The sequence below is a fragment of the Streptomyces composti genome (assembly GCF_012034205.1).
GTDB lineage: Bacteria > Actinomycetota > Actinomycetes > Streptomycetales > Streptomycetaceae > Streptomyces > Streptomyces composti.
In genome coordinates this window covers 1-23,977 of the sequence record NZ_JAATEM010000009.1, presented here as the reverse complement: position 1 = coordinate 23,977, position 23,977 = coordinate 1, and the positions used below count along the sequence as shown (strand labels likewise).

The 23,977-nt window shown below is 72.7% G+C and carries 24 protein-coding genes and 1 pseudogene; 6 read left to right on the top strand and 19 right to left on the bottom strand.

Translation table 11 applies throughout. From position 1 onward, the window contains the following. Positions 1-2: 2 nt before the first annotated feature. The 13 genes from HCJ93_RS09145 to HCJ93_RS09090 all read right to left on the bottom strand — a co-directional run bounded on the left by HCJ93_RS09145 (position 3) and on the right by HCJ93_RS09090 (position 12,604). Positions 3-1,136, bottom strand: coding sequence for an ABC transporter substrate-binding protein (locus HCJ93_RS09145; protein ID WP_167992876.1), 1,134 nt, complete (start codon positions 1,134-1,136; stop codon positions 3-5). Positions 1,137-1,254: 118 nt separating this feature from the next. Continuing rightward, positions 1,255-1,383, bottom strand: a complete 129-nt coding sequence (locus HCJ93_RS09140) for a hypothetical protein (protein ID WP_167992869.1) — start codon at positions 1,381-1,383, stop codon at positions 1,255-1,257. After that, positions 1,371-2,705: a sulfate adenylyltransferase subunit 1 gene (locus HCJ93_RS09135; RefSeq protein WP_167992867.1), complete on the bottom strand. Its 1,335-nt coding sequence runs from the start codon at positions 2,703-2,705 to the stop codon at positions 1,371-1,373. The genes HCJ93_RS09140 and HCJ93_RS09135 overlap by 13 nt, the downstream gene beginning before the upstream one ends. A gap of 2 nt (positions 2,706-2,707) precedes the next feature. Then, positions 2,708-3,646 carry a sulfate adenylyltransferase subunit CysD gene (cysD, locus tag HCJ93_RS09130; RefSeq protein ID WP_167992865.1) on the bottom strand — a complete coding sequence of 313 codons (939 nt, stop codon included), beginning with the start codon at positions 3,644-3,646 and terminating at the stop codon, positions 2,708-2,710. After that, positions 3,643-4,179 (bottom strand): adenylyl-sulfate kinase, encoded by a 537-nt coding sequence (gene cysC, locus HCJ93_RS09125; protein WP_373563571.1) that lies wholly within the window; start codon positions 4,177-4,179, stop codon positions 3,643-3,645. Before cysC ends, cysD begins: the two co-directional genes overlap by 4 nt. A gap of 33 nt (positions 4,180-4,212) precedes the next feature. After that, positions 4,213-4,923, bottom strand: a complete 711-nt coding sequence (locus tag HCJ93_RS09120; RefSeq protein WP_167992856.1) for a phosphoadenylyl-sulfate reductase — start codon at positions 4,921-4,923, stop codon at positions 4,213-4,215. Continuing rightward, positions 4,920-5,108 (bottom strand): hypothetical protein, encoded by a 189-nt coding sequence (locus tag HCJ93_RS09115; RefSeq protein WP_167992854.1) that lies wholly within the window; start codon positions 5,106-5,108, stop codon positions 4,920-4,922. Before HCJ93_RS09115 ends, HCJ93_RS09120 begins: the two co-directional genes overlap by 4 nt. Further along, positions 5,105-6,820 (bottom strand): nitrite/sulfite reductase, encoded by a 1,716-nt coding sequence (locus tag HCJ93_RS09110; RefSeq protein ID WP_167992853.1) that lies wholly within the window; start codon positions 6,818-6,820, stop codon positions 5,105-5,107. The genes HCJ93_RS09115 and HCJ93_RS09110 overlap by 4 nt, the downstream gene beginning before the upstream one ends. 129 nt (positions 6,821-6,949) lie before the next feature. After that, on the bottom strand, positions 6,950-7,033 hold the full coding sequence (locus HCJ93_RS30115; RefSeq protein WP_310887545.1) for a putative leader peptide: 84 nt from the start codon (positions 7,031-7,033) through the stop codon (positions 6,950-6,952). A gap of 127 nt (positions 7,034-7,160) precedes the next feature. After that, complete coding sequence (locus HCJ93_RS09105; protein ID WP_167992851.1) at positions 7,161-7,733, bottom strand: GNAT family N-acetyltransferase; 573 nt, start codon at positions 7,731-7,733, stop codon at positions 7,161-7,163. 60 nt (positions 7,734-7,793) lie between these two features. Continuing rightward, positions 7,794-9,062, bottom strand: a complete 1,269-nt coding sequence (locus HCJ93_RS09100) for a hypothetical protein (protein ID WP_167992848.1) — start codon at positions 9,060-9,062, stop codon at positions 7,794-7,796. 185 nt (positions 9,063-9,247) lie between these two features. After that, the gene (locus HCJ93_RS09095; RefSeq protein WP_167993115.1) at positions 9,248-10,522 is read right to left on the bottom strand and encodes a GAF domain-containing protein; all 1,275 of its coding nucleotides are present in this window, start codon (positions 10,520-10,522) and stop codon (positions 9,248-9,250) included. 447 nt (positions 10,523-10,969) lie between these two features. Beyond that, the gene (locus HCJ93_RS09090) at positions 10,970-12,604 is read right to left on the bottom strand and encodes an acyl-CoA dehydrogenase family protein (protein ID WP_167992846.1); all 1,635 of its coding nucleotides are present in this window, start codon (positions 12,602-12,604) and stop codon (positions 10,970-10,972) included. A gap of 82 nt (positions 12,605-12,686) precedes the next feature. Here HCJ93_RS09090 and HCJ93_RS09085 point away from each other — a divergent pair, with 82 nt between their 5' ends. Continuing rightward, on the top strand, positions 12,687-13,865 hold the full coding sequence (locus tag HCJ93_RS09085) for a YihY/virulence factor BrkB family protein (protein ID WP_167992845.1): 1,179 nt from the start codon (positions 12,687-12,689) through the stop codon (positions 13,863-13,865). Between the two features lie 51 nt (positions 13,866-13,916). Here the strand turns inward: HCJ93_RS09085 and HCJ93_RS09080 are convergent, their stop codons facing one another. After that, positions 13,917-14,765 (bottom strand): NmrA family NAD(P)-binding protein, encoded by an 849-nt coding sequence (locus HCJ93_RS09080; protein ID WP_167992843.1) that lies wholly within the window; start codon positions 14,763-14,765, stop codon positions 13,917-13,919. A gap of 114 nt (positions 14,766-14,879) precedes the next feature. Here HCJ93_RS09080 and HCJ93_RS09075 point away from each other — a divergent pair, with 114 nt between their 5' ends. The 3 genes from HCJ93_RS09075 (at position 14,880) to HCJ93_RS09065 (ending at position 17,454) form a co-directional block, all read left to right on the top strand. After that, the gene (locus HCJ93_RS09075; RefSeq protein ID WP_167992841.1) at positions 14,880-15,842 is read left to right on the top strand and encodes an AraC family transcriptional regulator; all 963 of its coding nucleotides are present in this window, start codon (positions 14,880-14,882) and stop codon (positions 15,840-15,842) included. Between the two features lie 70 nt (positions 15,843-15,912). After that, positions 15,913-16,755, top strand: a complete 843-nt coding sequence (locus tag HCJ93_RS09070) for an endonuclease/exonuclease/phosphatase family protein (protein WP_167993113.1) — start codon at positions 15,913-15,915, stop codon at positions 16,753-16,755. 9 nt (positions 16,756-16,764) lie between these two features. Continuing rightward, positions 16,765-17,454, top strand: coding sequence for a helix-turn-helix transcriptional regulator (locus tag HCJ93_RS09065; RefSeq protein ID WP_167992840.1), 690 nt, complete (start codon positions 16,765-16,767; stop codon positions 17,452-17,454). Positions 17,455-17,478: 24 nt separating this feature from the next. On the opposite strand, the gene HCJ93_RS09060 is transcribed toward HCJ93_RS09065, so the two are convergent. From HCJ93_RS09060 to HCJ93_RS09045, 4 genes are all read right to left on the bottom strand, one after another. After that, positions 17,479-17,874: a VOC family protein gene (locus tag HCJ93_RS09060; RefSeq protein WP_167992838.1), complete on the bottom strand. Its 396-nt coding sequence runs from the start codon at positions 17,872-17,874 to the stop codon at positions 17,479-17,481. 265 nt (positions 17,875-18,139) lie between these two features. Further along, positions 18,140-19,558 carry an FAD-dependent oxidoreductase gene (locus tag HCJ93_RS09055; protein ID WP_167992837.1) on the bottom strand — a complete coding sequence of 473 codons (1,419 nt, stop codon included), beginning with the start codon at positions 19,556-19,558 and terminating at the stop codon, positions 18,140-18,142. Beyond that, entirely contained in the window at positions 19,551-20,741 is a 1,191-nt protein-coding gene (locus tag HCJ93_RS09050) for an MAB_1171c family putative transporter (RefSeq protein ID WP_167992835.1), read from the bottom strand. Before HCJ93_RS09050 ends, HCJ93_RS09055 begins: the two co-directional genes overlap by 8 nt. Positions 20,742-20,812: 71 nt before the next feature. Next, positions 20,813-21,418 carry a toxin-antitoxin system, toxin component gene (locus HCJ93_RS09045; protein ID WP_167992833.1) on the bottom strand — a complete coding sequence of 202 codons (606 nt, stop codon included), beginning with the start codon at positions 21,416-21,418 and terminating at the stop codon, positions 20,813-20,815. A 102-nt stretch (positions 21,419-21,520) separates the two neighbouring features. On the opposite strand from HCJ93_RS09045, the gene HCJ93_RS09040 reads away from it, so the two are divergent. Both HCJ93_RS09040 and HCJ93_RS09035 read left to right on the top strand, forming a co-directional pair. Beyond that, the gene (locus HCJ93_RS09040) at positions 21,521-21,727 is read left to right on the top strand and encodes a hypothetical protein (RefSeq protein ID WP_167992832.1); all 207 of its coding nucleotides are present in this window, start codon (positions 21,521-21,523) and stop codon (positions 21,725-21,727) included. A 74-nt stretch (positions 21,728-21,801) separates the two neighbouring features. Beyond that, positions 21,802-23,349 (top strand): carboxylesterase/lipase family protein, encoded by a 1,548-nt coding sequence (locus tag HCJ93_RS09035; RefSeq protein ID WP_167992830.1) that lies wholly within the window; start codon positions 21,802-21,804, stop codon positions 23,347-23,349. 43 nt (positions 23,350-23,392) lie between these two features. Here HCJ93_RS09035 and HCJ93_RS09030 read toward each other — a convergent pair. Next, positions 23,393-23,970: pseudogene (locus HCJ93_RS09030) on the bottom strand (dihydrofolate reductase family protein). Positions 23,971-23,977 lie beyond the last annotated feature (7 nt).

Genomic DNA, 23,977 nt, shown 5'->3' with positions numbered 1-23,977 from the left:
CGTCACCTCCTGGGACTCTTCGGGGATGCGGGCTGTCCGGCACCGAGGCCGGCGTCGTCGAAGGGGGGTTCGCCCTCAGCCTCGAGGAGCTTGTTGAGGAGCGTGAGGTCGTAGATGCCGGTGAGGTCCGGCTGCTCGAGCAGGCCGGCCTCGACGGCGTGGTCGGCCTGCCGGCCGAGGGTTCGGGCCAGCGGGTCGTCGGTGAACCGGATCGACTCCCACGCCGGGTCCAGCACCTCGTCCGGCAGGGCCTTGCCGGCGTCGGCGGCCAGCTGCTCGTTGGCGGCGGCCTTGGCCTGCTCCGGGTGGGCGTTGATCCAGCGGTTGGTCTCCAGGGAGGCCCGCAGCACCGCCTCGACGGCCTTCGGGTGCTCCTTCAGGAATTCCTGCCGGACCACGATGTTGGTGATGACGAACTCCTCGTCCGGCCACAGCGAGGCCTCGTCGAGGAGCACCTTGCCGCCCTCGGCGACCAGTTTGGACGCGGTGGGCTCCGGCACCCAGGCGCCGTCGACGGACCCGGACCGGAAGGCGTCGGGGGTGACCTTGTTGTCGCTGCGCACGACGGTGACGTCGCCCCTGCCGCTGAGCGGGTCCACGTCCCAGCCCTGCTCGGACGCCCAGTGCAGGAACGCCACGTCCTGGGTGTTGCCGAGCTGCGGGGTGGCGATCCGCTTGCCCCTGACGTCCTTCGGCGACGTCACCTTTCCGGGGTCGACGACGAGCTTCACCCCGCCCGACGCCGAGCCGCCGATGATGCGCAGGTTGGTGCCCTGCGACTTGACGTAGCCGTTGATCGCGGGGGAGGGGCCGATCCAGCCGATGTCGATGGAGCCCGAGTTGAGCGCCTCGATCTGCGAGGGGCCCGCGTTGAACACCGCGTAGCGTGCCTCGGTCGCGCCGAGCGCCTTCTGGAAGAAGCCCTTGTTCTTGCCGACCAGGGCGGTGCCGTGGGTGAGGTTGCCGAAGTGGCCGATCCGCACCGCGTCGAGACCGTCGGTCTTCCGGGCGCCGGCGGCGATCGCGGTGCTGCCGTGGTCCTTCGCCTGGGACCCGTAGCCGCAGGCGGCCAGGGCGAACAGCGGCAGCACGGCCAGCACCGCGAGGACGCGGCGCAGGGCGGTCGTGGCAGGCACCAGGGGTTTCCTCTCGCCAGGCCCGGCGGTCACGTACCGGCGTCGGTACGCGGCCGGGAGTCGGCAGGTTTTCGTCTACGGCGGTGGGGTGTGCGCGGGCCGGGACGGTCCGCGCGGCTCATCGCGCACATCGGGCCACCCCGCCCTGGCCGCTGCCCAGCGCACCACTGCCGACACGCCCGCCCTCCTTGGCGAACGTGGCGAAGTAGTCGCGGCAGCCGGCCGGATGCATGCTCAGAAGTCCCACCCGTCGTCCTCGGCGTCGTCCTTGACGGGCTCCGGGGCGGCGAAGGACTCGCCGACCATGCCGGCGGTGAGCGTGGTGCCGTCGCCGGGGTCGATCAGGATGAACGAACCGGTGCGCCGGGAGTCGGAGTAGGAGTCGGCGGGCAGCGGCTCGGCGGTGCGGATCTTCACCCGGCCGATGTCGTTGGCGACCAGTCTGCCCGGGTGCGGGTGCAGCGAGAGGTCGTCCAGGGTCAGCCGGGACGGGATGTCCTTGACGATCGCCTTGACCGTGCGCGTGCCGTGCTTGATCAGCACCCGGTGGCCGACGGTCAGCGGCTCGTCGGCGACATGGCACACCGTCGCCTCCAGATCCTGCGTGGTCGCCGGGGCGTCCTTGGCAGGGACGATCAGGTCGCCGCGGGAGATGTCGATGTCGTCGGCGAGCAGCAGCGTCACCGACTGCGGCGTCCAGGCGATGTCGACGGGCTTGCCCAGCAGGTCGATCCCGGTGATCGTGGTCGACCGCCCGGACGGCAGCACCGTCACCTCGTCGCCCACCCGGAAGGTGCCGGCGGCGATCTGCCCGGCGTAGCCGCGGTAGTCGGGCAGCTCCGCGCTGCGCGGGCGGATGACGTACTGCACGGGCAGCCGGGCGTGGCAGTGCGCCAGGTCGTGGCTGACCGGCACGGTCTCCAGGTGCTCCAGGACGGTGGGACCGCCGTACCAGTCCATGTGCGCGGAAGGTTCCACGACATTGTCGCCGACCAGCGCGGAGATCGGGATGGCGGTGACCTCGGGCACGCCCAGTTCGGTGGCGTAGGCGGTGAACTCCTTCGCGATCTGCGCGAACACCGGCTCCCGGTAGCCGACCAGGTCCATCTTGTTGACCGCCAGGACGACGTGCGGCACGCGCAGCAGCGCGGCGATGGCGGCGTGCCGGCGGGTCTGCTCGACGACGCCGTTGCGGGCGTCGACCAGGATCACCGTCAGCTCGGCGGTGGAGGCGCCGGTGACCATGTTCCGGGTGTACTGCACATGGCCGGGGGTGTCGGCGAGGATGAACCGCCGCCGGGGGGTGGCGAAGTAGCGGTAGGCCACGTCGATGGTGATGCCCTGCTCCCGCTCGGCGCGCAGCCCGTCGGTGAGCAGGGCCAGGTCCGGTCCCTCCTGGCCGCGGCTGAGCGAGGCGCGCTCCACGGCCTCCAGCTGGTCGGCCAGAACCGACTTGGAGTCGTGCAGCAGCCGCCCGACCAGCGTGGACTTGCCGTCGTCGACGGAACCGGCGGTGGCGAACCGCAGCAGAGTGGTGGCCGAGAGAGCCTCGGTCGTGGTGGTGCTCATGTCTAGAAGTACCCCTCGCGCTTGCGGTCCTCCATCGCGGCCTCGGACAGCTTGTCGTCGGCGCGGGTGGCGCCGCGCTCGGTCAGCCGGGAGGCGGCGATCTCGGTGATCACCTTCTCGATCGTGTCGGCGTCGGAGTCCACCGCGCCGGTGCAGGACATGTCGCCCACGGTCCGGTAGCGCACCAGCCGCTTCTCGACGACCTCGCCCTCCTTCGGGCCGCCCCACTCGCCCGCCGTCAGCCACATCCCGTTGCGCCGGAACACCTCACGTTCATGGGCGAAGTAGATGGCCGGCAGCTCGATGCGCTCGCGGGCGATGTACTGCCACACATCCAGCTCGGTCCAGTTCGACAGCGGGAAGACCCGCACATGCTCGCCGGGGGCGTGCCGGCCGTTGTACAGATTCCACAGCTCCGGACGCTGCCGGCGCGGATCCCACTGCGAGAACTCGTCCCGCAGGCTGAACACCCGCTCCTTGGCGCGGGCCTTCTCCTCGTCCCGGCGCCCCCCGCCGAACACGGCGTCGAACCTCTCGCTCTGGATCTTCTCCGTCAGCGGCAGCGTCTGCAGCGGGTTGCGTGTGCCGTCCGGGCGCTCCTTGAGCACCCCCCGGTCGATGTAGTCCTGCACCGAGGCCACGTGCAGCCGCAGACCGTGCCGGGCCACCGTGCGGTCCCGGTAGTCGATGACCTCGGGGAAGTTGTGCCCGGTGTCCACGTGCAGCAGCGCGAACGGCACCGGCGCCGGGGCGAACGCCTTCAACGCCAGATGCAGCATGACGATGGAGTCCTTGCCGCCGGAGAACAGGATCACCGGGTTCTCGAACTCCCCCGCCACCTCACGGAAGATGTGCACCGCCTCGGACTCCAGCGCGTCCAGGTGGGAGAGCGCGTACGGGCTCTCGGTGTCCTCGGTGACGGTCGTGACGCTCGTCGTCATGCCAGTCCCTTCTCGCTCAGCAGCGCGAAAACCGACGCCGCGGACTCCTGCACCGTCTGGTGCTGCGACTCGATGCGCAGGTCGGGTGCCTCGGGCTCCTCGTAGGGGTCGTCCACCCCGGTCAGGCCGGTGAGTTCCCCGGCGGCCTGCTTGGCGTACAGGCCCTTGACGTCGCGGACGGAGCACACCTCGACCGGGGTCGCCACATGCACCTCCACGTACGGGGTCCCGTTCGCCTCGTGACGCTTGCGCACCGCGTCCCGGCTGTCCGCGTACGGCGCGATCACCGGCACCAGCGCCACGACGCCGTTGCGGGCGAGCAGTTCGGCGACGAACCCGATGCGCTGCACATTGGTGTGCCGGTCCTCACGGCTGAAGCCGAGGCCCGCGGAGAGGAACTCGCGGATCTCGTCGCCGTCGAGCACCTCGACGCGGCGGCCCTGTTCGCGCAGCCGGCCGGCCAGCTCGTACGCGATGGTGGTCTTGCCGGCGCTCGGCAGACCCGTGAGCCAGACGGTGGCTCCGGTCGTCACGTGGTTCTCCTGAAGCTCGGTGGTCGTCATGGCTCAGCCGTGCAGTCCGCACTCGGTCTTGGCGCGGCCCGCCCAGCGGCCTGCGCGCGGGTCCTCGCCCTCGAGCACCCGGCGGGTGCAGGGCGCGCAGCCGACGGAGGCGTAGCCGTCCATCAGCAGCGGGTTGGTCAGTACGCCGTGCTCGGCGACGTAGGCGTCCACGTCGTCCTGGGTCCAGCGGGCGATGGGGGAGATCTTGACCTTCTGCCGCTTGGCGTCCCAGCCGACGACCGGGGTGTTCGCCCGGGTGGGGGACTCGTCGCGGCGCAGGCCGGTCGCCCACGCCTGGTAGCCCTTCAGGCCCTCCTCCAGCGGCTGCACCTTGCGCAGCTTGCAGCACAGGTCGGGGTCCCGGTCGTGCAGCCCGGGGCCGTACTCGGCGTCCTGCTCGGCGACGGTCTGCCGGGGCGTCAGGGTGATGACGTTGACATCCATGACGGCCGCGACCGCGTCCCGGGTGCCGATGGTCTCCGGGAAGTGGTAGCCGGTGTCGAGGAACACCACGTCGACGCCGGGCAGGGCGCGCGAGGCGAGGTGGGCGACCACCGCGTCCTCCATCGAGGAGGTCACGCAGAAGCGCTTGCCGAACGTCCCGGCGGCCCACTGCAGGATCTCCAGCGCGGAGGCGTCCTCGAGGTCCCGGCCCGCCTGCTCGGCGAGCGCCTTCAACTCCTCGGCGCTGCGCTCTTCCTGAACGGCCGTCATATCCGCTCCCCTCCCGTGTCGGATCGCCCGAGACCCCGGCTCAGCAGCCCGAGGAACTTCAGCCGGAAGGCCCGGTTGCAGGCCCCGCACTCCCAGGCGCCGTGCCCGCCGTCGGCGGCCTCGCTGGGCCGCAGGTCCTCGTCGCCGCAGTACGGGCAGTAGAAGGGCGCCGCGCGCTCGCTCATGACAGGGCCTCCTCGGAGGCGCGGCTCACCCAGGCGGCGAACCGCTCGCCGTCCTCGCGCTCCGCCTGGAAGCGCTTGAGCACCCGTTCGATGTAGTCCGGCAGCTCGGCCGCGGTGACCTTCAGTCCGCGCACCTTGCGGCCGAAGCCCGGCTGCAGGCCGAGCGCGCCGCCGAGGTGCACCTGGTAGCCCTCGACCTGCTCGCCCTGGTCGTTCAGGACCAGCTGGCCCTTGAGACCGATGTCCGCCACCTGGATACGGGCGCAGGCGTTGGGGCAGCCGTTGAGGTTGATGGTGAGCGGCTCGTCGAAGTCCGGCAGGCGGCGCTCCAGTTCGTCGACGAGTGAGGCGCCGCGCGCCTTGGTCTCGACGATGGCGAGCTTGCAGAACTCGATGCCGGTGCAGGCCATGGTGCCGCGCCGGAACGGGGAGGGCCTGGCGCTGAGGTCGAGCGCCTCCAGGGAGTCGAGCAGCGAGTCGACCCGGTCCTCCGCCACGTCCAGGATGATCATTTTCTGCTCGACCGTGGTGCGCACCCGGCCCGAGCCGTGCGCCTCCGCCAGGTCGGCGATCTTGGTGAGGGTGGTGCCGTCCACCCGGCCGACGCGCGGGGCGAAGCCGACGTAGTAGCGGCCGTCCTTCTGCCGGTGCACACCGATGTGGTCGCGCCAGCGGGACACCGGCTCCTCGGGCGCCGGACCGTCGATGAGCTTGCGCCCCAGGTACTCGTCCTCCAGCACCTGGCGGAACTTCTCGGCGCCCCAGTCGGCGACCAGGAACTTCAGCCGGGCCCGGTTGCGCAGCCGGCGGTAACCGTAGTCGCGGAAGATCGACAGCACGCCCTCGTAGACGTCGGGGACGTCCTCCAGCGGCACCCAGGCGCCCAGCCGCACGCCCAGCTTGGGGTTGGTGGACAGGCCGCCGCCGACCCACAGGTCGAAGCCGGGGCCGTGCTCGGGGTGCCGGACGCCGACGAAGGCGACGTCGTTGATCTCGTGCACCACGTCCAGCGACGGCGAGCCGGAGATCGCGGTCTTGAACTTCCTGGGGAGGTTCGAATAGGCCTTGTTGCCCAGGACCCGGCGCTTCATCTCCTCCAGCGCCGGAGTGCCGTCGATGATCTCGTCCTCGGCGATGCCGGCGACCGGCGAGCCGATCATCACGCGCGGGGTGTCGCCGCAGGCGGTGACGGTGGACAGGCCGACGCTCTCCAGCCGGTCCCAGATCTCGGGCACGTCCTCGATACGGATCCAGTGGTACTGGACGTTCTGCCGGTCGGTGATGTCGGCGGTGCCGCGCGCGAACTCCTGGGAGATCTCCCCGATGACGCGCAGCTGCTGGGTGGTGAGCGCGCCGCCGTCGATGCGCACCCGCATCATGAAGTAGCGGTCGTCCAGCTCCTCCGGCTCCAGGATCGCGGTCTTGCCGCCGTCGATTCCGGGCTTGCGCTGGGTGTACAGGCCCCACCAGCGCATCCGGCCGCGCAGATCGCTGGGGTCGATGGAGTCGAATCCGCGCTTGGAGTAGATCGTCTCAATGCGTGTCCGCACATTGAGACCGTCGTCGTCCTTCTTCACCTGCTCGTTGCCGTTGAGCGGGGTGAAGTGCCCCGCGGCCCACTGGCCCTCACCGCGGTGACGGCTCGCCTTGCGGCGGGGAGTCGCGGTGGCAGGCTTCTGCGCGGCGGCAGGCTTCTGCGGGGTGGCGGCCATGGCTGATACGTCCTTCGGGACAGGCGGGAAAAGCGGCTCTGACCAGCGCTGATCGGGCGCGCGGACAGATTCGCGCGTCATTGCGCGGGGGAAAGCGGGAGAGAATGCCGGGAGATGCTGGAGGTGGTCTCAGCGCGCCGGACAGATGGCGCTGGACATGCGGCCGAGGTCGACGTGCCGCCGACTCACCAAGGCGATCCCAGTTCCAGGCATGGCGGAAGCGTGTCACGGCGATCTGGACACAGTCCACCTTCGTCCAACATGCGGACACCCTTGTCCCGTAGAACGAGACAAGGGTGTCCTTGGTCACATGCCGCGCAGGCGGTCTTGCCGGAGCAGGTCAGGCGGGGTATGCACCCGGCCACGGACCCGGAGTGGGGACCTCCGGTTCTTCCTCGGTCCTGGTGTCGAAGAGGCGGAAGCCCCGGCGCAGGTAGTTGTCCATCGCGTACTCGCCGTCCTTGCTGCAGGTGTGCAGCCACACCCGCCGCGTCGGTTTCAGACCGGGCCACCGATCGGCCAGGTCCCAGGCGCGCGCGGTCCCGTAGGACAGCAGGTGCCCGCCGATGCGTCGGCCGCGGAAGGCGGGGATCAGCCCGAAATAGACGATCTCCACATTGCCGTCGTCCTGCGCCTCGAGCTCCACATAACCCGCCGGCGTGCCCCGGTCGTAGGCCACCCAGGTCTCCACGCCCGGCCGGTCCAGCTGCTCCTGCCACTGCCGGTACGTCCAGCCCAGCCGGTCCGTCCAGCGGATGTCGCCGCCCACCGAGGCGTACAGGAACCGGCTGAACTCCGGCGAGGGCACCTCGGAGCGCACGATCCGCACCTCACCGTCCGGCTCGGCGGCCGGCACGAGATCGGTGGGCGCGGTCTGCTCCAGGGACCAGGTGGTCACAACGATGCTCGTCATGCCGAAAGGGAACCATCCGGCACACACCCGTGTCGAACGCCTGATCCCACCGGGTCCCGGTCAGGTGCGGTCCAGCGAGGCCAGCGGGAAGGCGAACAGCGTCCGGCCGGACCGGGCCCAGACCTCGCCGGTCGACTGCCACAGCGCCAGCGGCGCCGGCGGACCGCTCCAGCAGCGGAGCGTCTCGTCCCGCCCGCACCGGGTGGGCTCCGCCCCCTCGGTGTCCTGCCGCCACAGCGTGCCCCGCTCGTCCGTCTCTCCGCCGGCCTCGCTCAGATACCAGTCCGAACGGTAGGACAGCACGCCGTGCACATCGTCCAGGCGGGTCTCATAGGCCTTCGCCGCCCTGGTGCGCAGCACCGAGTCCGTGGCGAGCAGGCCCGTCCGCTCCGGGTCGCCGCTGAAGTCGTAGCGCCACAGCCGGGTCGGACCCCCGCCGCCCCGCTCGTACGTCACCAGGCTGTCCGGTGCGGTGCTGCGGTCCAGGGAGATGCCACCCGGCCGCGGCGCGCCGGCACCGGGCTCCGCCCGGTAGGAGGCCACGGCGGGCAGGACCCACCGCGCTCCGGCCGCGGACCAGCCGCCCGGCACCCGGCCCACCCGCGGGCCGTCCACCGTGGCCCGCTGGATCCGGCCCATGTCGTACACGTACAGCACACGGTCGTCGCCGGGCCCGGCCGTCACCAGCAGCTTGTCCTGGTACCAGACCATCCCGGACACCGGAGAGCCCAGCGGGCGGAAGTCACGCCCGCCCTCGGCCGGCACGGCGAGCAGCGCCCAGGTATAGCTGAGGTCGTCGGCGTCGACCACGGCGACCCGGGCGAGGCTGCTGCCGTCCGGCGCGCCGGCGTTCTCGGCCCAGCCGGAGAGGATCACCCGGTGCTCGCCCCAGTAGCCGTCGTCGTCCGCGTCACCGGAGGTGGTGATCCCGCCGGGCCGCAGCCCCGTGGTGTCCGCGACGCCGAAGCAGTACGCGCGGGTGGCGTCCGGCTCCACCGGCAGCGCCCCGCGGTCCTGCTCCGGGCAGTCCCGCCCTTCGCGCAGCGCCCCGTCGCTGTCCTCCAGCACGGTGGTGACGCCGACGGGGCGGCCCATCTCCTCGGAGAGCCGGTCCAGCCACTGCTGCGGCACGGGTTCCTCGGTGAGCCGAAGCGGTTCGGTGTCCGCGGGCCTGGTGAGCGGTTTCAGGGCACCCGGGTCCCTGACATCGGTGGCCTGCGAGGCGCTGATCATGGTGGCGGCCGCGGTGAGCGCGAGGGCGGTCCCGGCCAGTACGGCACGCAGCGCTCTGCCGCGCCGGCGTCGGCGATGTCGGCCCCGATGCTTCATGACGTCCTCCCGAGGCGAGCCAACTGCATCCGCCGGTCTGCGGGTTGACCGGGGACCAGGTGGGGTGGCGGCCCGTAGGGGATGCTACGGCAGCGGGACGCCGAAGGGGACGAAGACCCTGGAAATATGCACAACGGCAACCGACGGCCCGCCCGTCCCGCGCGGCTGCCGGGAATACGCCGAGGTCAGGAAGCCGTCGTGGTCTTCCGGCCCCTGCCCAGGGCCGGCGATGTGGAGTGGGGCAGGAGATCACGGGGGTCGTCGGGCAGGAGGACGTCCACGTCGGCGTGGTCGGCGAAGCGGTACGGGCGGTGCTGGAGGAAGCCGCCCAGGTAGCGCCGTACCCGGGACATCTCCGCACGGACCGTCACCGTGCGGGCCCGGTCGCCGAAGACGTCCTCGGCGAGGCCGGCCGCGCTGCGGCCCGTGCGGTGCACCGCCAGCAGGTACAGCAGCTCCGCGTGGCGCGGGCTCAGCTCCCGCTTCCAGGACCCGGCACCGCCGGACACCTCCACCGTCCAGCGGCGCGGCGCCCGCAGGTCGAGGACGATCCGGGCCTGCCCCTCCGGCCCCGGCTCGTCCGCCGCCCGCACCAGCCAGCCGCCCGCCAGCGGTTCCAGCGAGCAGTGCCCCAGCGCCGGCAGCCAGTGCGTCCCCGCCGAAGGGGACTTGGGCAGCGAGACCCGCTCGGTGTACGGCATCCCGGTCACCGCGGCCGTCCACCCGTGCCGGTCCACCACCAGCGCCCGCCCCTCGATCCGGGCCAGCACCGGAGCCGCCACGGCCCGCAGCCGCTCCAGCGACTGCAGGTGCATCTCCCGCAGCCTCGCCTCGGCGAGCTTGGCGACCGAACCGACCCAGGACACCGTCGCCGGGTGCATGGTCTCCAGCGGGCCGCTGACGTCCACCACGCCGAGCAGCCGCCCGTCACGCGGGTCGGTGATGGGCGCCCCGGCGCAGGTCCAGCTGGCGTGCGAGCGGACGAAGTGCTCCGAGGCGAACACCTGCACCGGACGCCGGGCCACCGCGGGCGTGCCCACGCCGTTGGTGCCGACCACGTCCTCCCGCCAGTCCGCGCCCAGTTCGAAGCCGAGCCCGTCGGCCTTGCGCAGCACCGGCGCGCTGCCCTCCCGCCACAGCACCCGGCCCTCCTCGTCGGCCACCACCATGATGTGGTGGGCGACGTCCGCGACCGGCAGCAGGCCCTCGCGCAGCACCGGCAGCACATGCCGCAGCACCGACCGCTCCCGGCGCCGCTGCACCTCCTCGCGCGGCAGCAGACCCGACCGGAAGTCGTGCTCCGGATCGACCCCGCTGCGCAGCATCCGCTCCCAGGACTGCTCGATCACCGGGCGGGGCGGCACCGGGACCGGCTGCCCGGACAGCTTGGCGGAGCGGACCTCGTCCAGCACCCGCGCGGCGCGCGGCGCGTCGACCGCGGCCAGCCGCGTCACGTCCATCGGCGAGAGCGCCACGGGTCCTCCCCCTGGGATCCGTCACCTGCGATCCGTCACCTGCGATCCGTCCACAGTGCGGTGCGTCCATACTGCCGTGCGCCCGGGGCGGGAGGGCACAGCACGGACACAGTCAGCAGCAAGTTGCAACCCCTTGCAACCCTGGCGGCACGGCCCGCGGTGTTTGAAACTTGAGCGACGCCGTCCCCGAGCGGCGTTCACGGCTCGTCAAGGGGCCAGTACGGCAGGGGTGGTGCCGTGTCGGCGCAGCATCACCCCTGCCGTTCCCCCTGCGCCGTCCTCTCCGCCGGGCGCCGCCCGGCGAGCGCGGGCGCACGGTGGCGCGCCACGGCTCGACGCCCGGCTCCCCGCGCCCCCGTCCGGTCGCCCACGACCCGGCTGACCGGCCGTTCAGTCAACCGGGCCGGCCGATCTGTCCACCGGGCCGGTCGTTCAGTCCACCGGGCGGGCCCGGTCCACCACCGAGGCCAGATCCAGCGTGTGCGGCAGCGTCCCGAAGGCCAGGCCCGCGTCGCTGCCCAGCCGGGAGGCGCAGAACGCGTCCGCCACCTCCGGCGGAGCGAAGCGCACCAGCAGCGACCCCTGCAGCACCAGCGCCAGGCGTTCCGTCAGCCGGCGCGCCCGCGCCTGAGCACCCTGCAGATCGGCGAGGTCCGTCAGCAGCTCCCGGATCGCCGCGTCCAGACGGTGGTCCGCGCCACGGGCCTTTCCGACCTCCCGCAGATACGCGTCCAGGCAGGCCGGCTCACGGGTCAGGGCCCGCAGCACGTCGAGCGCCTGCACATTGCCCGCCCCCTCCCAGACCGAGTTCAGCGGCGACTCGCGGACCAGGCGCGGCAGGCCCGACTCCTCCACATAACCGTTGCCGCCCAGGCACTCCGCGGCCTCCACCACCAGCGGAGCGCACCGCTTGGTCACCCAGTACTTCGCCGCCGGCACCGCGATCCGCAGCAACGCCCGCTCCTGCTCCCCGCCGTCGTCGTACGCGGCGGCCAGGCGCAGCGCCAGCGTGGTCGCCGCCTCCGACTCCACGGCCAGGTCGGCCAGCACATTGCGCATCAGCGGCTTGTCGGCCAGCTTCCCCCCGAACGCCTCCCGGTGGGTGCAGTGGTGGACGGCCTGCGCCACGGCCTGCCGCATCAGGCCCGCCGAGCCGAGGACGCAGTCCAGGCGGGTCGCCGCGACCATCCCGATGATGGTGCGCACCCCGCGGCCCTCCTCGCCGACCCGGCGCGCCCAGGTGCCGTCGAACTCCACCTCGGCGGAGGCGTTGGACCGGTTGCCCAGCTTGTCCTTCAGCCGCTGGATGAGGAACACGTTGCGCGAGCCGTCCTCGAGCACCCTCGGCACCAGGAAGCAGGTGAGCCCGTCCGGCGCCTGCGCCAGCACCAGGAAGCCGTCCGACATCGGCGCCGAGCAGAACCACTTGTGCCCGGTCAGCTCGTAGGCGCCGTCCTCGGCGAGCCGCCGCGCCGCCGTGGTGTTGGCGCGCACGTCGCTGCCGCCCTGCTTCTCCGTCATGCCCATCCCGAACAGCACCCCGGCCTTCCGGTGCGCCGGGCGCAGACCGCGGTCGTAGACCCGGGACGCCAGCCGCGGCTCCCACTCGGCGGCCAGCGCGGGATCCGTGCGCAGCGCGGGCACGGCCGCGTGGGTCATCGACAGCGGGCAGCCGTTGCCCGCCTCGGCCTGCGTCCACACCACGAACGCCGCCGCCCGCCGCACATGCCCGCCCGGCCGGTCCCAGGCCGCGGTCAGTCCGGCCCCGACCCCCTTGCCGAGCAGCCGGTGCCAGGCCGGGTGGAAGTCGACCTCGTCGATCCGGTGCCCGTACCGGTCGTGGGTGCGCAGCCGCGGCGGGAAGCTGTTCGCCTGCGCCGCCCATTCCTGTACCTGCGCGGAGCCCGTGGTGCGGCCCAGCGCCGACAGCTCGGCCAGCCCCTCCTGCATCACCTCCGGGTCCAGATGCCGCTCCACGGCCTCCACCAGTGCGCGGTCGGCGGTGAAGACGTCGTACTGGACGAGCGGCGGAGCCTGATTGGTCACGGTGTGGGTGGTGCGCGCCATGTCTGCGAACCTACCCGGCCCGCGCCCACCTCACGGTGACCTGCGGATGAGGGTGACGCGGCGCGACGGATACCTTTGGTCCGTGCAGCAGGCAAGTGAACACCCCGACACCCCCTCCGGCCGCCTCCACCGTGCCCGGGCCCTCTACCGGAACGTCTCCAAGCGCCGGACCGCCTGGCTGCTGCTCAAGGACACCGTCAACTCCTGCATCGAGTACCGCATCCTCGGCCTCGCCGCCGAGGCCGCCTTCTTCACCCTGCTGTCGGTGCCCCCGCTGCTGCTCAGCGTGATCGGACTGCTCGGCTACGTCGACGCCTGGACCGGCGCCGAGACCATCCAGAGCCTGCAGCGCAATCTGCTCGACGCCTCCCGGACCGTGCTGTCCGACCGGGGCGTCACCCAGATCGCCGAGCCGATCCTGCGTGACGTGATAGAGGGCGGCCGGCCCGACATCATCTCGGTCGGTTTCCTGTTCGCCCTGTGGTCCGGCTCCCGCGCGGTGAACGTCTTCATCGACACCATCACCGTCATGTACGGCCTCGACGGGGTGCGCGGCATCGTCAAGACCCGCCTGCTGGCGTTCCTGCTGTTCATCGTGGCGCTGCTGATCGGCTCGGTCGCGCTGCCGCTGATGGTCGCCGGCCCGGACGCGGTGGTCCGCATCCTGCCCTGGTCCGCCACCGTGGTGCAGGTCCTCTACTGGCCGGTCGTGATCCTGCTGTCCATCGCCTTCCTCACCACGCTGTACCACGTGTCCGTGCCGGTGCGCTCACCGTGGATCGAGGACGTGCCGGGCGCGCTGGTGGCCCTCGCCATGTGGGTGTTCGGCAGCTTCCTGCTGCGTCTGTACCTCACCAACACCGTCGAGGGCCCCACCATCTACGGCTCCCTCGCGGCGCCGGTCGCCGTGCTGCTCTGGATCGGTGTGTCCGCGTTCGCGGTGCTGGTCGGGGCCGCGGTCAACGCCGCCATCGACCGCGTCTGGCCGGCCGCCGCCACGGCCGCCGCCCGTGAGGCCAACGAGCGGATGCGCCAGGCCCAGGTCGCCGAGTACGTGGCCCGCACCGCCGCGCTCGGCGAGTCCGGCCCCGACATGCCCTCCGAGTTCCCCGAGCGCTGGTCCCGCTTCCTCCCGCCGGACGACGTCACCTCCCGTCTGCGCGGCCACTCCGCCAAGAACATCCACGCCAGGAACGGGGAGCGGCGGGCGGGGGAGAAGCGGGAGACGGAGAAGAAGCACCGGGAGCAGGGGGAGGAGTGAACCTCCCGAGGCGCGGAGCCTCCAGCGGCGGCCCCGCCGCCCCGGACCGCCTCAGGCCGGCTTCCACGTACCCGCGGACGCCTCCTCCTGGACGAACGCCGTGAAGTCGCGCGGCTCCCGGCCCAGGATCTCGCGCACACCGTTCTCCACGTGAGCGTTGCGGCCGTCGAGGAGGCCGGCGAAGACCTCGGTGAGGAAGGCCGCCTCCTCGGGCGGTACGCCGAAGCCGCGCAGCGCCTCGCCGTAGTCCTCGGCGGGCACCGACCGGTACGTCAGCCGCCGCCCGGTCGCCGCCGCGATCTCCCCGACCGCCTCGCCGAAGGTCAGCAGCCGCGGACCCGTCACGGTCAGCACCCGGCCCGCGTACCGTTCCGCATCCGCCAGCGCGGCCACCACCACATCCGCGACGTCCCGCAGATCCACGAACGGCTCCGGCACCTCGCCCGCCGGGAACACCAGCTCCCCGCGCTCCCGCAGCTCCGCCACCAGCGGCCCCTCGCTGAAGTTCTGCGCGAACCACGCCGAGCGCACCACGGTCCAGTCGGCGCCGGACGCCCGCAGCGCCTCCTCGGTGGGCAGCGCCTGGTCCTCGCCGCGTGCCGACAGCAGCACCAGCCGCCGCGCCCCGAGCCCCACGGCCCGGCGCGCCAGCTCGCCCACCGTCTCGGCCGTGCCCGGCGCGCCGACGTCGGCCGGGTGCACCAGATACGCCGCGTCCGCGCCGCGCAGGGTGTCCGCCCAGGTCGCCGGGTCGGCCCAGTCGAAGCCGGTGGCGCGGGACGCCGCCCGCACCCCGAGCCCCGCCGCCGCGGCCGCCCGCGCCACCCGGCTTCCGGTACGCCCCGAGGCGCCGGTGACGACCACCGTCGGGCCGGCCGTCCCGCGCACGTTCCCTGTCATCCCGTTCCGCGCATTCCGCGATTCCTGTGTCATGCCATCGAGTCAACCGCCGCCGGGCACCCCCGCCCATGGCCGAACGGCTCATTCCCATACGCCCGCGTCTACGCTGACCCCATGGACGCACTCACCGGCCTGCTGGAAGGTCCGCGCGCCCGGGGCGCGTTCATGATCCGGGCCTGCTTCGACCCGCCCTGGGCGGTGCGCATCGAGGACGAGGCCCCGCTGTCGGTGATGCTGCTGGTCCGGGGCGAGGCCTGGCTCGTCCCGGACCGGGGCGAGCCCCTGCACCTGCACGCCGGGGACCTCGCGATCGCCCGCGGCCCCGACCCGTACACCTGCGCCGACGCCCCCGGCACCCCGCCGCAGGCGCTGATCCTCCCCGGCGAGGAGTGCCGCTACCCCGACGGGCGCCCGCTGAACGGGGTGATGGACCTCGGTGTCCGCACCTGGGGCGACCGGCCGGACGGGGCGACGGTGATGCTGATCGGCACCTACCAGATGCGCGGCGAGATCGGCGGCCGTCTGCTGGACGCCCTGCCGCCGCTGCTGTCGCTCACCGCCGACGCCTGGGACTGCCCCCTCACCCCGTACCTCATGCGGGAGATCGTCCGCGACGAACCCGGCCAGGAGGTCGTCCTGGACCGGCTCCTCGACCTGCTGGTGATCGACGCGCTGCGCACCTGGTTCGCCCGCCCCGACGCCGAGGCGCCCGCCTGGTACCGGGCCCAGGCAGACCCGGTCGTGGGCCCCGTGCTGCGGCTGCTGCACGACGACCCCGCCCACCCCTGGACCGTCGCCGCCCTCGCCGCGAAGGCGGGCGTCTCCCGCGCCGCCCTGGCCCGCCGTTTCACCGAGCTGGTCGGCGAACCGCCGATGACGTACCTGACCGCCTGGCGTCTCGCCCTGGCCGCGGACCGCCTCCGCGACACCGACGCCACCCTCGCCTCGATCGCCCACCAGGTCGGCTACGGCACCGCCTTCGCCCTGTCCACGGCGTTCAAACGGGTCTACGGAGTCAGCCCCCAGGAATGGCGGACCGGAGCCGCACGGGAAGGAGACACGCGTGTCGGACGGTAGGGCGCCGGAGTCCGGCGGGCAGACGCCGGTGCCGGGCAGCAAGGCGCGGGTGCCCGGCACAGAAGCACGGGTGTCCGGCAGGGAGGCACGCCTGCTCACCCTCGTGCTGCTCGCGGTCTGTGTCCTGCTCGTCGGCCCCAGCGCGCCCGGCGGCGCCGGCTCCCCGCCGCCCGAGCCCGTCCGGGACATCGTGCCGAACCGGGTCATGACCTGGAACATCTGCAACCCCTGCGAGGAGAGCAACGTCCACCGCGCCGCCGAGATCGCCCGGTTCGCGCCGCAGGTGATCGGCCTGCAGGAGGCGTGCGTACGGGACGTCGAGCAGATACGGGAGCACTTGCGCAGCCTGCACGGGCTCGTCTACCACGTCGCGTACGGCCCGGTGCTGCGCGACTGGAGCCGCTGCGGCGGAGCACCCTGGCGCCCCGGAGCCTACGGCCAGGCGCTGCTGTCCGCGGCGCCGATGACGGACGTCGTCAACACCGAGTACTCCGACGGCGGTTCGGAGGACCGCGGCCATCTGGCGGTCACCACCACCGTGGACGGACGGTCCGTCCGCGTGATCAACACCCACCTCGCGCAACGGCGCCAGCAGCCGGTCCGCGCCGCGCAGATCCGTGAACTCGCCGCCGTCGTCTCCCGCCTCGACCGCGCCATCGTCCTCGGCGACTTCAACTCCGTGCCCGACGCCCCCGAGCTGGCCCCCCTCTGGGAACTCGCCGAGGACGCCGACCCCGCCTGCCGCCCCTCCGGCACCGACACGGGCACCAGCACGTGCGAGACCACGACCGACTGGCTCACCCGCTTCGACTACGTCTTCCTGCGCGGCGGCATCACCGCCCTCGGGCACGGCGTCCACCAGACCCGCTACTCCGACCACGACCTGGTGCACGCCGACCTGGACACGGCATAACCTGATCGCGTGTACGCGGAGCGGACCTCTCGGCTGCCCGGCGCCGTGGTGTGGACCAACACCCCGGCCGGCGACGGCACCGGCCGGGTACTCCCCGACGGCTGCATGGACCTGCTCTGGAACGAGGGCCGCCTGCTGATCGCGGGCCCCGACACCCGGGCCCACCTCACCGGGGAACCGTCCACCACCTGGTCCGGCATCCGCTTCTACCCCGGTACCGCCCCCGCCCTGCTGCGCGTCCCGGCCCATGAACTGCGCGACCGGCGCATCGACCTCACCGAGCTGCGCCCCGCCGCGGAGGTCCGCCGCCTCACCGCCCGCGTCGGCGCCGCCGCAACCCCGGAGGCCGGCCTCGAGGACATCGCCCTGCGCTGGGCCGCCGAGTCCGGCCCTCCCGACCCACTCCTCCGTCACATCGTCGCCGCGCTGCACGCCGGCCGCCCGGTCTCCGCCGTGGCCGACGAAGCCGGCATCGGGGCCCGCCAGTTGCATCGCCGTTCCCTCGCCGCCTTCGGCTACGGCCCCAAGACCCTGGCCCGCATCCTGCGCCTCAACCGCGCCCTGGACCTCGCCCGTACCGGCACCCCCTACGCCGAAGCCGCCACCCGCACCGGCTACGCCGACCAGCCCCACCTCGCCCGCGAGGTCCGCTCACTGACGGGGCTGTCGCTGGGGGAGCTGCTGTCGCGGCCGGACTGAACCGGGGCCCGGGGCCGCCATCGCTCAGCCGGGCAGCGGGGCGAAGAGGTCGACGGCGTTGCCGTCCGGGTCGAGGACGACGGCGTAACGCTGGCCCCAGACGGCGTCGAAGGGCGCGAGTTCGCCGGTGTGGCCCTCGGAGGTCAGCTCCTTGTACAGGGCGTCCACCTCCTCGGGGCTGTCGCAGCGCAGGGCGAGGGAGGCCCGTGCGCTGCCCGTCGGCGGCTTCCAGCCGGAGTGGAAGGAGCGGACCACCTCCTCGGTGTCCAGCAGCAGACGCAGCCCGCCCGGAAGCCCGGCCTCGGCGTGGCCCTGTTGCTCGGCCCCCTCGGGGAAGGCGAAGCCGAGCCGGCGGTAGAAGGCGATCGAGGCGGCCATGTCGGAGACCACCAGTCCCATGGCATCGAATCGTGCAGTCATGGGTGCACCGTAGGCAGGCCCCTGCGTCCCGGTCTTGAAAGAATCGGACAGCCACGATGCGGCGAACACCTGTGCGACAGGGCGGCCCGCCGGGAACGAGGAGGTGACGGCCCTCCTGCCACCCGCCCGGGACAACGCGGACCAGCCCGGCCCGCCCACCATCGGCCGGACGGGGCGACCTCCCCTCCACCGGCGACGGCGCACCACGCAACGACGCGAACGCGGGGGGGGGGGGAGAGGGAGAGAGAGTCCTGGCGGCACTCGGCTACCCGGGGCCTTGCCGGTCCCGGTCCTTCAGCACGCTGCGTTCCGGCGGGCCGAGCGGTGGCCCCTGGAGGGGCGGGCGGAGGGGGCCGGCGAGGGCGGTCAGGAGGACCGAGGGGCGCAGCAGGGAGGTGGCGGGGGCTTGCAGGGCCAGGACGTCGGTGAGAGCGGTGGCGGCGTGGAAGGAGCCTGTTGCGGTGCGGGAGAGACGGCTGACGTAGCGGCGCAGGACGTGGTCGACGACGGTGGGGCGGGCGCCCACCGTGGTGGAGAAGTGGATGTCCTGACCCACGGACAGGGCCCATGCCGTGTCGATGCGGCGGGCGATCGCGCGCTGGGCGCGAGCGTGGACGTCCCGGCGCCGGCCGTCGGCTGACAGGGTGTGCTGCAGGGCCAGGGCGCTCTGCGCGGCCACGGACATGCCATGGCCGTAGAGGGGATTGCAGGCCGCGGCCGCGTCGCCGAGGACGACGAGGCCTCGGGGCCAGGGCTTGAGACGTTCGTAGCGGTAGCGCCGGTTGGCGGTGCTGTGGGTGACGCTCACCCCGGTCAGCGGTTCCGCGCGTTCGATGAGGCGGGCCACGATGGGGTGGCGCAGGGTACCGGCGAACCGTTCGAAGTCCTCCGGGTCGGCGGTGGGCCGGCCTCCCGGGGCGCCCATCACGCTGACGTGCCAGCGGTTGCCTTCGACCGGCAGGATGCCTCCCGCATTGCCGGGGCGCGGGCCGGTCGGGTCGGCCTGCACGCCGATCACCGGCCAGTCCCGGAGGTCGAGCGGGGCACGGTAGAGGCGGCTGGCGTAGGCGAGTCCGGAGTCGATGCGTTCCTCGGCAAGGCCGGTGACGCCCAGGGCGGCGAGCCACTGCGGTGTACGCGAGGCCCGGCCGGAGGCGTCGACGACCAGGTCGGCGAACTCCTCGTACTCCTCGCCGTCCTGATGCCGGATACGGACACCGGTGATCTGGTCGGGACCGCCCAGCAGCCCGGTGACCTGGCTGCGGGAGCGGACCCCGACCCGGGCGTCGGCGAGAATCTGCGCACGGACGACGAAGTCGATCAGGTCCCGGGTGGCCGTGATCAGGTAGTGGGTGGAGCGTCGCCATCGCCGGTACCAGCCCTCCGGCGCGTGGACGAGCATGCGGGTGGTCTCGGGTATGCGATGCGCACCCGCGGTGACCAGCCGCTCGACGGTCCCCGGGAGCAGCGCCTCGACGGCCTCGGCGCCGCCCGTCTGCAGGAAGTGGATGTGCCGTGCCTGCGGGACGCCGGCGCGGGGCTCGGGCCCGTCCGGCAGCTCGTGGGCCTCGATGATCTCGACGCGGTCGACGTGATCCCTGACGGCCGCCGCGGCGAGCATGCCGGCGATGCTGCCCCCGATGACCAGGGCTCGGGAGGGGCGGGAGCGCACGAGGTCACTCATGGTTCGCTGCTTTCTGCAGTGGCGTGTACTGATCGCGTATGCGGTGGACGAGGGGGGATGTGACGGCTCGGGACAGGGCGAACAGGTCCAGCGCCTGCCCCGCGTCTCGGCCCGGAGCATCGGGTGGTCGCGGGGGCGAGGCGTGCCGGCGTTCGCGCGCGACGAGGAGCATGGCGGCCTCGGCCACCCGTGCCGCCTCGCCGTCGCTGCGGCCCGCGCGCAGGGCCGCCTCGTGGGCGGCTTCACGGACTTGGGGGTCACAGTGCGGAGTGAGCGCGAGGATCGCGTCGTACAGAGCGGTCTTGCGGCCGGTGAGGAGTACCGCCGGGGGATTGCGCCACCAGGGCAGCGGAACCCGCACGGCCCCGGGAGTGGGTACGTCCCCGAGCGCCCGCCACAGCGGGCCGAGTTGCCGAAACTGCCGTACCGCACGGGCCGTTTCCGCCACGCGCGGGCCGGCCAGGGGGAGAGCGAAGCCCAGCGCGCCGAGGACGGCGGAGGGGGCGGAGAGCAGGACGGACACCTCGTCCACCAGGAAGTCCAGATCGTGCCCCGTCCAGCGGGCGGCCACCGCGCACAGCCGCAGGACGACGAAGCAGACGATGAGCAGGTAGGCGACGGACAGAATGGTGAGTCCCGCCCGGAGCGAGCCCCGCACCTTCGCCGACCACCGCCAGCACATGACGCTCGCCGCCGCCATGGCCGCGCCCTGAGCGCACAGGTAGAGGACGATCATCTCCCGTATGCAGGGCGTCCTGGCGTAGTGGACGTCGAAGAGAGTGCGCTGCTCCACCGGTGCGTCCCCGGCCAGGAAGAGCAGGACGACGGCCAGGCTGGCCGCTCCGTAGAGAGCCAGGCAGAGGCGGGTGAGCCGCCGCGTCTGTCCGGCGGGTGCGGGGCGCCAGTTGATGATCAGCACGAGGCTGGCTCCGGAGAAGACGGTGGTCACCACATAGACCACGGGGGCCGCGACGTTCGGTATGCCGCTGTGCCGGTTGAGCGCGGCGATGGAGTGCGGGGCGGCGAGGATCATCAGGAGACCGGCGGAGAGGAGCAGCAGACAGGCCGCCCGCAGGAGTGTGTCGCGGGGGCGGCGCCTCAAGGCGGGGAGCTTGAGCGCGCACACCAGCAGGAGCAGGGCGCCGTAGAGGTAGAAGCCGACGCTGCTGGGGGCGGATGTCACTGGTCTGCCCTCATGGTTGTGGCTGTCGCCGGTCCGGCCGTCGTCGCGTCGGGGCCCGGTGACGGGGATGTTCAGCGGAAGCGGTGCGCCATCGACGCCTGGAGATTGCCGACCAGTTCGTGCGGAGTGCACAGGGCGCCGGCGGTGTCGGCCGCGGTGCGCACGTCGGTGGCGAAGCGGAACCCGAAGTGCTCGGCTTCCAGTTCGTCCGCCCTCTGGCGCTTGTCGGCGCGTGCGGCGAAGTGGAGCGGCGCGTCGGTGGGCACGGAATCCGGCCCCGGGCCGGTGCTCACGGAGCTGGTGCACACGGAGGACAGCACGGCAAGAAATCGGGTCAGTTCCGCCCTCGCATCGCCCCGGGAAGCGGCGGAAAAGTGATCGTAGGTGGTGCAATGCCCCTGGAACATGTGCCAGGTCTCGTGGCCGATGATGACGAGCTGATGCTCCGGGTTGGTGTTCTGCTCGAAGACGATCAGGTCGTGGTCGGTCCGGTCGAGCCAGACCCCACTGGCCGTGGCGGGCGGAAAGGCCGCCTCGCGGAGCCGGACGGGACGGCCGCGCGCCCGGCTGATGGCCGATTCCACCGCGGGGATGAGCCGGTCGTCCCGGGACGGCGGCGGTAACAGGGATATGAGGCGGGCGCTGAGCCTTTTCATGGCTCTGTGCTGCGTGCTCATTGCTTCTCTTCCTCGTCGTCCGGTTCCACGAGCCCGACGAAACCTAATGCACTTGACGGCCCGTCTCATCGTTGAGCGATCCGGCGCGGCCGTTTTTCGGTCATGACGGAGATGGACGAGGAAATGGCCGGGAAGCGCATGGTGGGCCGGCCGCGCCCCGGCCGGCAGACGGCCGATTCCCGTACGTCGTTCAACGACTGCGTGGTGCAGCGGTCAGGGAAGTCCCCGCGCGACTCCCGCCGGCCGCTGCTGTGCGCATCCTCGGTTTCCGGCGTGAAGCCGCGCGTCCCCGCGCAGGAATACTCATGAGCGATGTGGTGCTCTTGTGTTACTGGTGGGTTGCACCGGGCCGCCGAGCACGGTGCGGCGAAGGGCGGTGGCAGATGACAGCAGACCGTGAGAACCCCGTTGTCAGGACGCCCCACGGCGCCGTACGCGGCCGGTGGGAGCAGGGCGTCGCCGTGTTCCGGGGCATCCCTTACGCGGCACCTCCCTTCGGCCCCCGCCGCTTCCGGCCGCCCGAGCCTCCGGAGCCCTGGGACGGTGTGCGCGACGCCGGCGCCTTCGGCCCCACCGCCCCGAAACCGCCGTACTCCGATGCCTTCGCCCGGTACCTCGCCGACCCGGAGATCCCCGGCGACGACTGCCTCAACCTCAACGTCTGGACCCCCGACCCCTCACCCGGCGCCCGCCTCCCCGTCCTCGTCTGGCTGCACGGCGGCGCCCTGACCCGCGGCTCCTCCGCCGTCCCCGTCTACGAAGGCAGCACCTTCGCCCGCGACGGCGTGGTCTGCGTGTCGGCCAACTACCGCCTCGGCGTCGAGGGCTACGGCCTCTTCCCGGACGCCCCCGCCAACGCGGGCCTGCGCGACCAGCTCGCCGCCCTGCGCTGGGTGCACGAGGCGATCACCGCCTTCGGCGGCGACCCGGACCGCGTCACCCTGGCCGGACAGTCCGCCGGCGCCATCAGCACCGGTGCGCTCGTCGCCGCGCCGCAGGCTCAGGGTCTGGTCCGCCGCGCCGTGCTGCAGAGCGGCCCCCCCGAGGCGTCGCCGCGGGACAAGGTCCGCCGCATGGTGCGCCGCATCGCCGGCCGGCTGAAGGTCCCGGCCACCGCCGAGGCCTTCGCCACCGTCGACCGGGACCAGCTGCTGCGCGTCCAGGCCGAGGTGGGCCGGCTCAGCAGCCCCGTCCTCGGCGGCCCGGCCTTCGACATCGTCGTGGACGGCGACCTGGTGCCCCGCGACCCCCTCGAGGCCCTCACGGACGGCGCCGCGCCCGGCGTCGACCTGCTGCTGGGCTGGACCAGCGACGAGTACCGGCTGTGGCTGGTCCCCGGCGGCCTCGTCGACCGGGTGAACCGCCTCGGCGCGGTCGCCGTCGCCGGCGCCATGGCCCGCTGCCGCTGCGGCAGCGAAATTCCCCGCGGCTACCGCGCGCTCCGCCCGGACGCCAGCACCGCCGAGATCGTCGGCCAGATGGTCACCGACCACCTGCTGCGCCTCCCGCTGCACCGCCTGGCCGACGGCCGCACCGAGCCCAGCTACGTCTACGAGTTCGCCTGGCCGTCCAACCTGCCCGAGCTCGGCGCCTGCCACGCCCTGGAGCTGGGCTTCGTCTTCGACAGCGGGGACGTGCCGGAGGCCCGGAAGCTGGCGGGCGAGGGGGCGCCACGCGCACTGGCCGGGGAGATGCACGGCGCCTGGGTGCGGTTCGTGACCGACGGTGACCCCGGCTGGGAGCGGTGGGACGCCCGCCACCCCGTACGGCTCTTCGGCGACGGCCCCACCCGCACCGTCCTCGGGCCCCGCGACGCCGAGCTCCGGCTCTGGTCGACCGCCGAGCGGAGCGAGGAGCCGGGCCCCGAGCTGCGGTCGGTGATCAGCCGGCTGCGGCGCAGCGGCGCGCTCCGCCGCCACCCCACGGCGTGATCACCCCGCGGGCACCAGCCGTGATCACACCCCTCGTTCCCGGTCACTCACCCGGGCCCGGCGGGGCGTCCAGCACGGTGGGGGCGTACTCGAGCAGCTGGAGCCGCCCGTCGAACAGGCGGTGATCGACCAGATCGAGCTTGACGTCGGGGTACTCGTCGAAGATCCGGTTCTGCCCGGTGGCCCCGGTGATCACCGGGAACAGCACCACCCGGAAGCGGTCCACCAGGCCCGCCCGCAGCAGCGAACGGCACAGGCTCACGCTGCCCAGGGTGCGCAGCTCCCGCTCGCTGGTCTTCTTCAGCTCCCGCACGGCCTCGGCCGCGTCCCCCTTACCAGCTCGGTGTTCGGCCAGCTCAGCGGTTCCTCGAGGGTGGAGGAGAACACCACCTTCGGCATCTCCGCCAGCTTCGCCAGCCCCGGTTCGTCCGGCATCTGCTCGGCGAAGCCCGACATCAGCCGGTACGTCGTCGCCCCCATCAAAGTGGTGTGCGCCAGCTCGGAGGGGTCCTCCAAGGAGGCGAGGAACTCGGGCCCCTCCATGCCCCAGAAGCCGGGCCAGCCCTCGGCGCCGCCGTAGCCGTCGAGGGAGATGATGAAGTCCACCATCAGTGTCGCCATCGTGCTT

Bases quoted from the DNA above. Each gene is read 5' to 3' on its own strand.
- cysD (WP_167992865.1), bottom strand. From the start codon at position 3,646: ATGACGACGAGCGTCACGACCGTCACCGAGGACACCGAGAGCCCGTAC.
- HCJ93_RS30115 (WP_310887545.1), bottom strand. From the start codon at position 7,033: ATGCCTGGAACTGGGATCGCCTTGGTGAGTCGGCGGCACGTCGACCTC.
- HCJ93_RS09095 (WP_167993115.1), bottom strand. From the start codon at position 10,522: ATGGACGTGACGCGGCTGGCCGCGGTCGACGCGCCGCGCGCCGCGCGG.
- HCJ93_RS09100 (WP_167992848.1), bottom strand. From the start codon at position 9,062: ATGAAGCATCGGGGCCGACATCGCCGACGCCGGCGCGGCAGAGCGCTG.
- HCJ93_RS09045 (WP_167992833.1), bottom strand. From the start codon at position 21,418: ATGAGCACGCAGCACAGAGCCATGAAAAGGCTCAGCGCCCGCCTCATA.
- HCJ93_RS09105 (WP_167992851.1), bottom strand. From the start codon at position 7,733: ATGACGAGCATCGTTGTGACCACCTGGTCCCTGGAGCAGACCGCGCCC.
- HCJ93_RS09040 (WP_167992832.1), top strand. From the start codon at position 21,521: ATGACGGAGATGGACGAGGAAATGGCCGGGAAGCGCATGGTGGGCCGG.
- HCJ93_RS09035 (WP_167992830.1), top strand. From the start codon at position 21,802: ATGACAGCAGACCGTGAGAACCCCGTTGTCAGGACGCCCCACGGCGCC.
- HCJ93_RS09120 (WP_167992856.1), bottom strand. From the start codon at position 4,923: ATGACGGCCGTTCAGGAAGAGCGCAGCGCCGAGGAGTTGAAGGCGCTC.
- HCJ93_RS09055 (WP_167992837.1), bottom strand. From the start codon at position 19,558: ATGAGTGACCTCGTGCGCTCCCGCCCCTCCCGAGCCCTGGTCATCGGG.
- HCJ93_RS09060 (WP_167992838.1), bottom strand. From the start codon at position 17,874: ATGACTGCACGATTCGATGCCATGGGACTGGTGGTCTCCGACATGGCC.
- HCJ93_RS09115 (WP_167992854.1), bottom strand. From the start codon at position 5,108: ATGAGCGAGCGCGCGGCGCCCTTCTACTGCCCGTACTGCGGCGACGAG.
- HCJ93_RS09135 (WP_167992867.1), bottom strand. From the start codon at position 2,705: ATGAGCACCACCACGACCGAGGCTCTCTCGGCCACCACTCTGCTGCGG.
- HCJ93_RS09075 (WP_167992841.1), top strand. From the start codon at position 14,880: ATGGACGCACTCACCGGCCTGCTGGAAGGTCCGCGCGCCCGGGGCGCG.
- HCJ93_RS09090 (WP_167992846.1), bottom strand. From the start codon at position 12,604: ATGGCGCGCACCACCCACACCGTGACCAATCAGGCTCCGCCGCTCGTC.
- HCJ93_RS09110 (WP_167992853.1), bottom strand. From the start codon at position 6,820: ATGGCCGCCACCCCGCAGAAGCCTGCCGCCGCGCAGAAGCCTGCCACC.
- HCJ93_RS09080 (WP_167992843.1), bottom strand. From the start codon at position 14,765: ATGACAGGGAACGTGCGCGGGACGGCCGGCCCGACGGTGGTCGTCACC.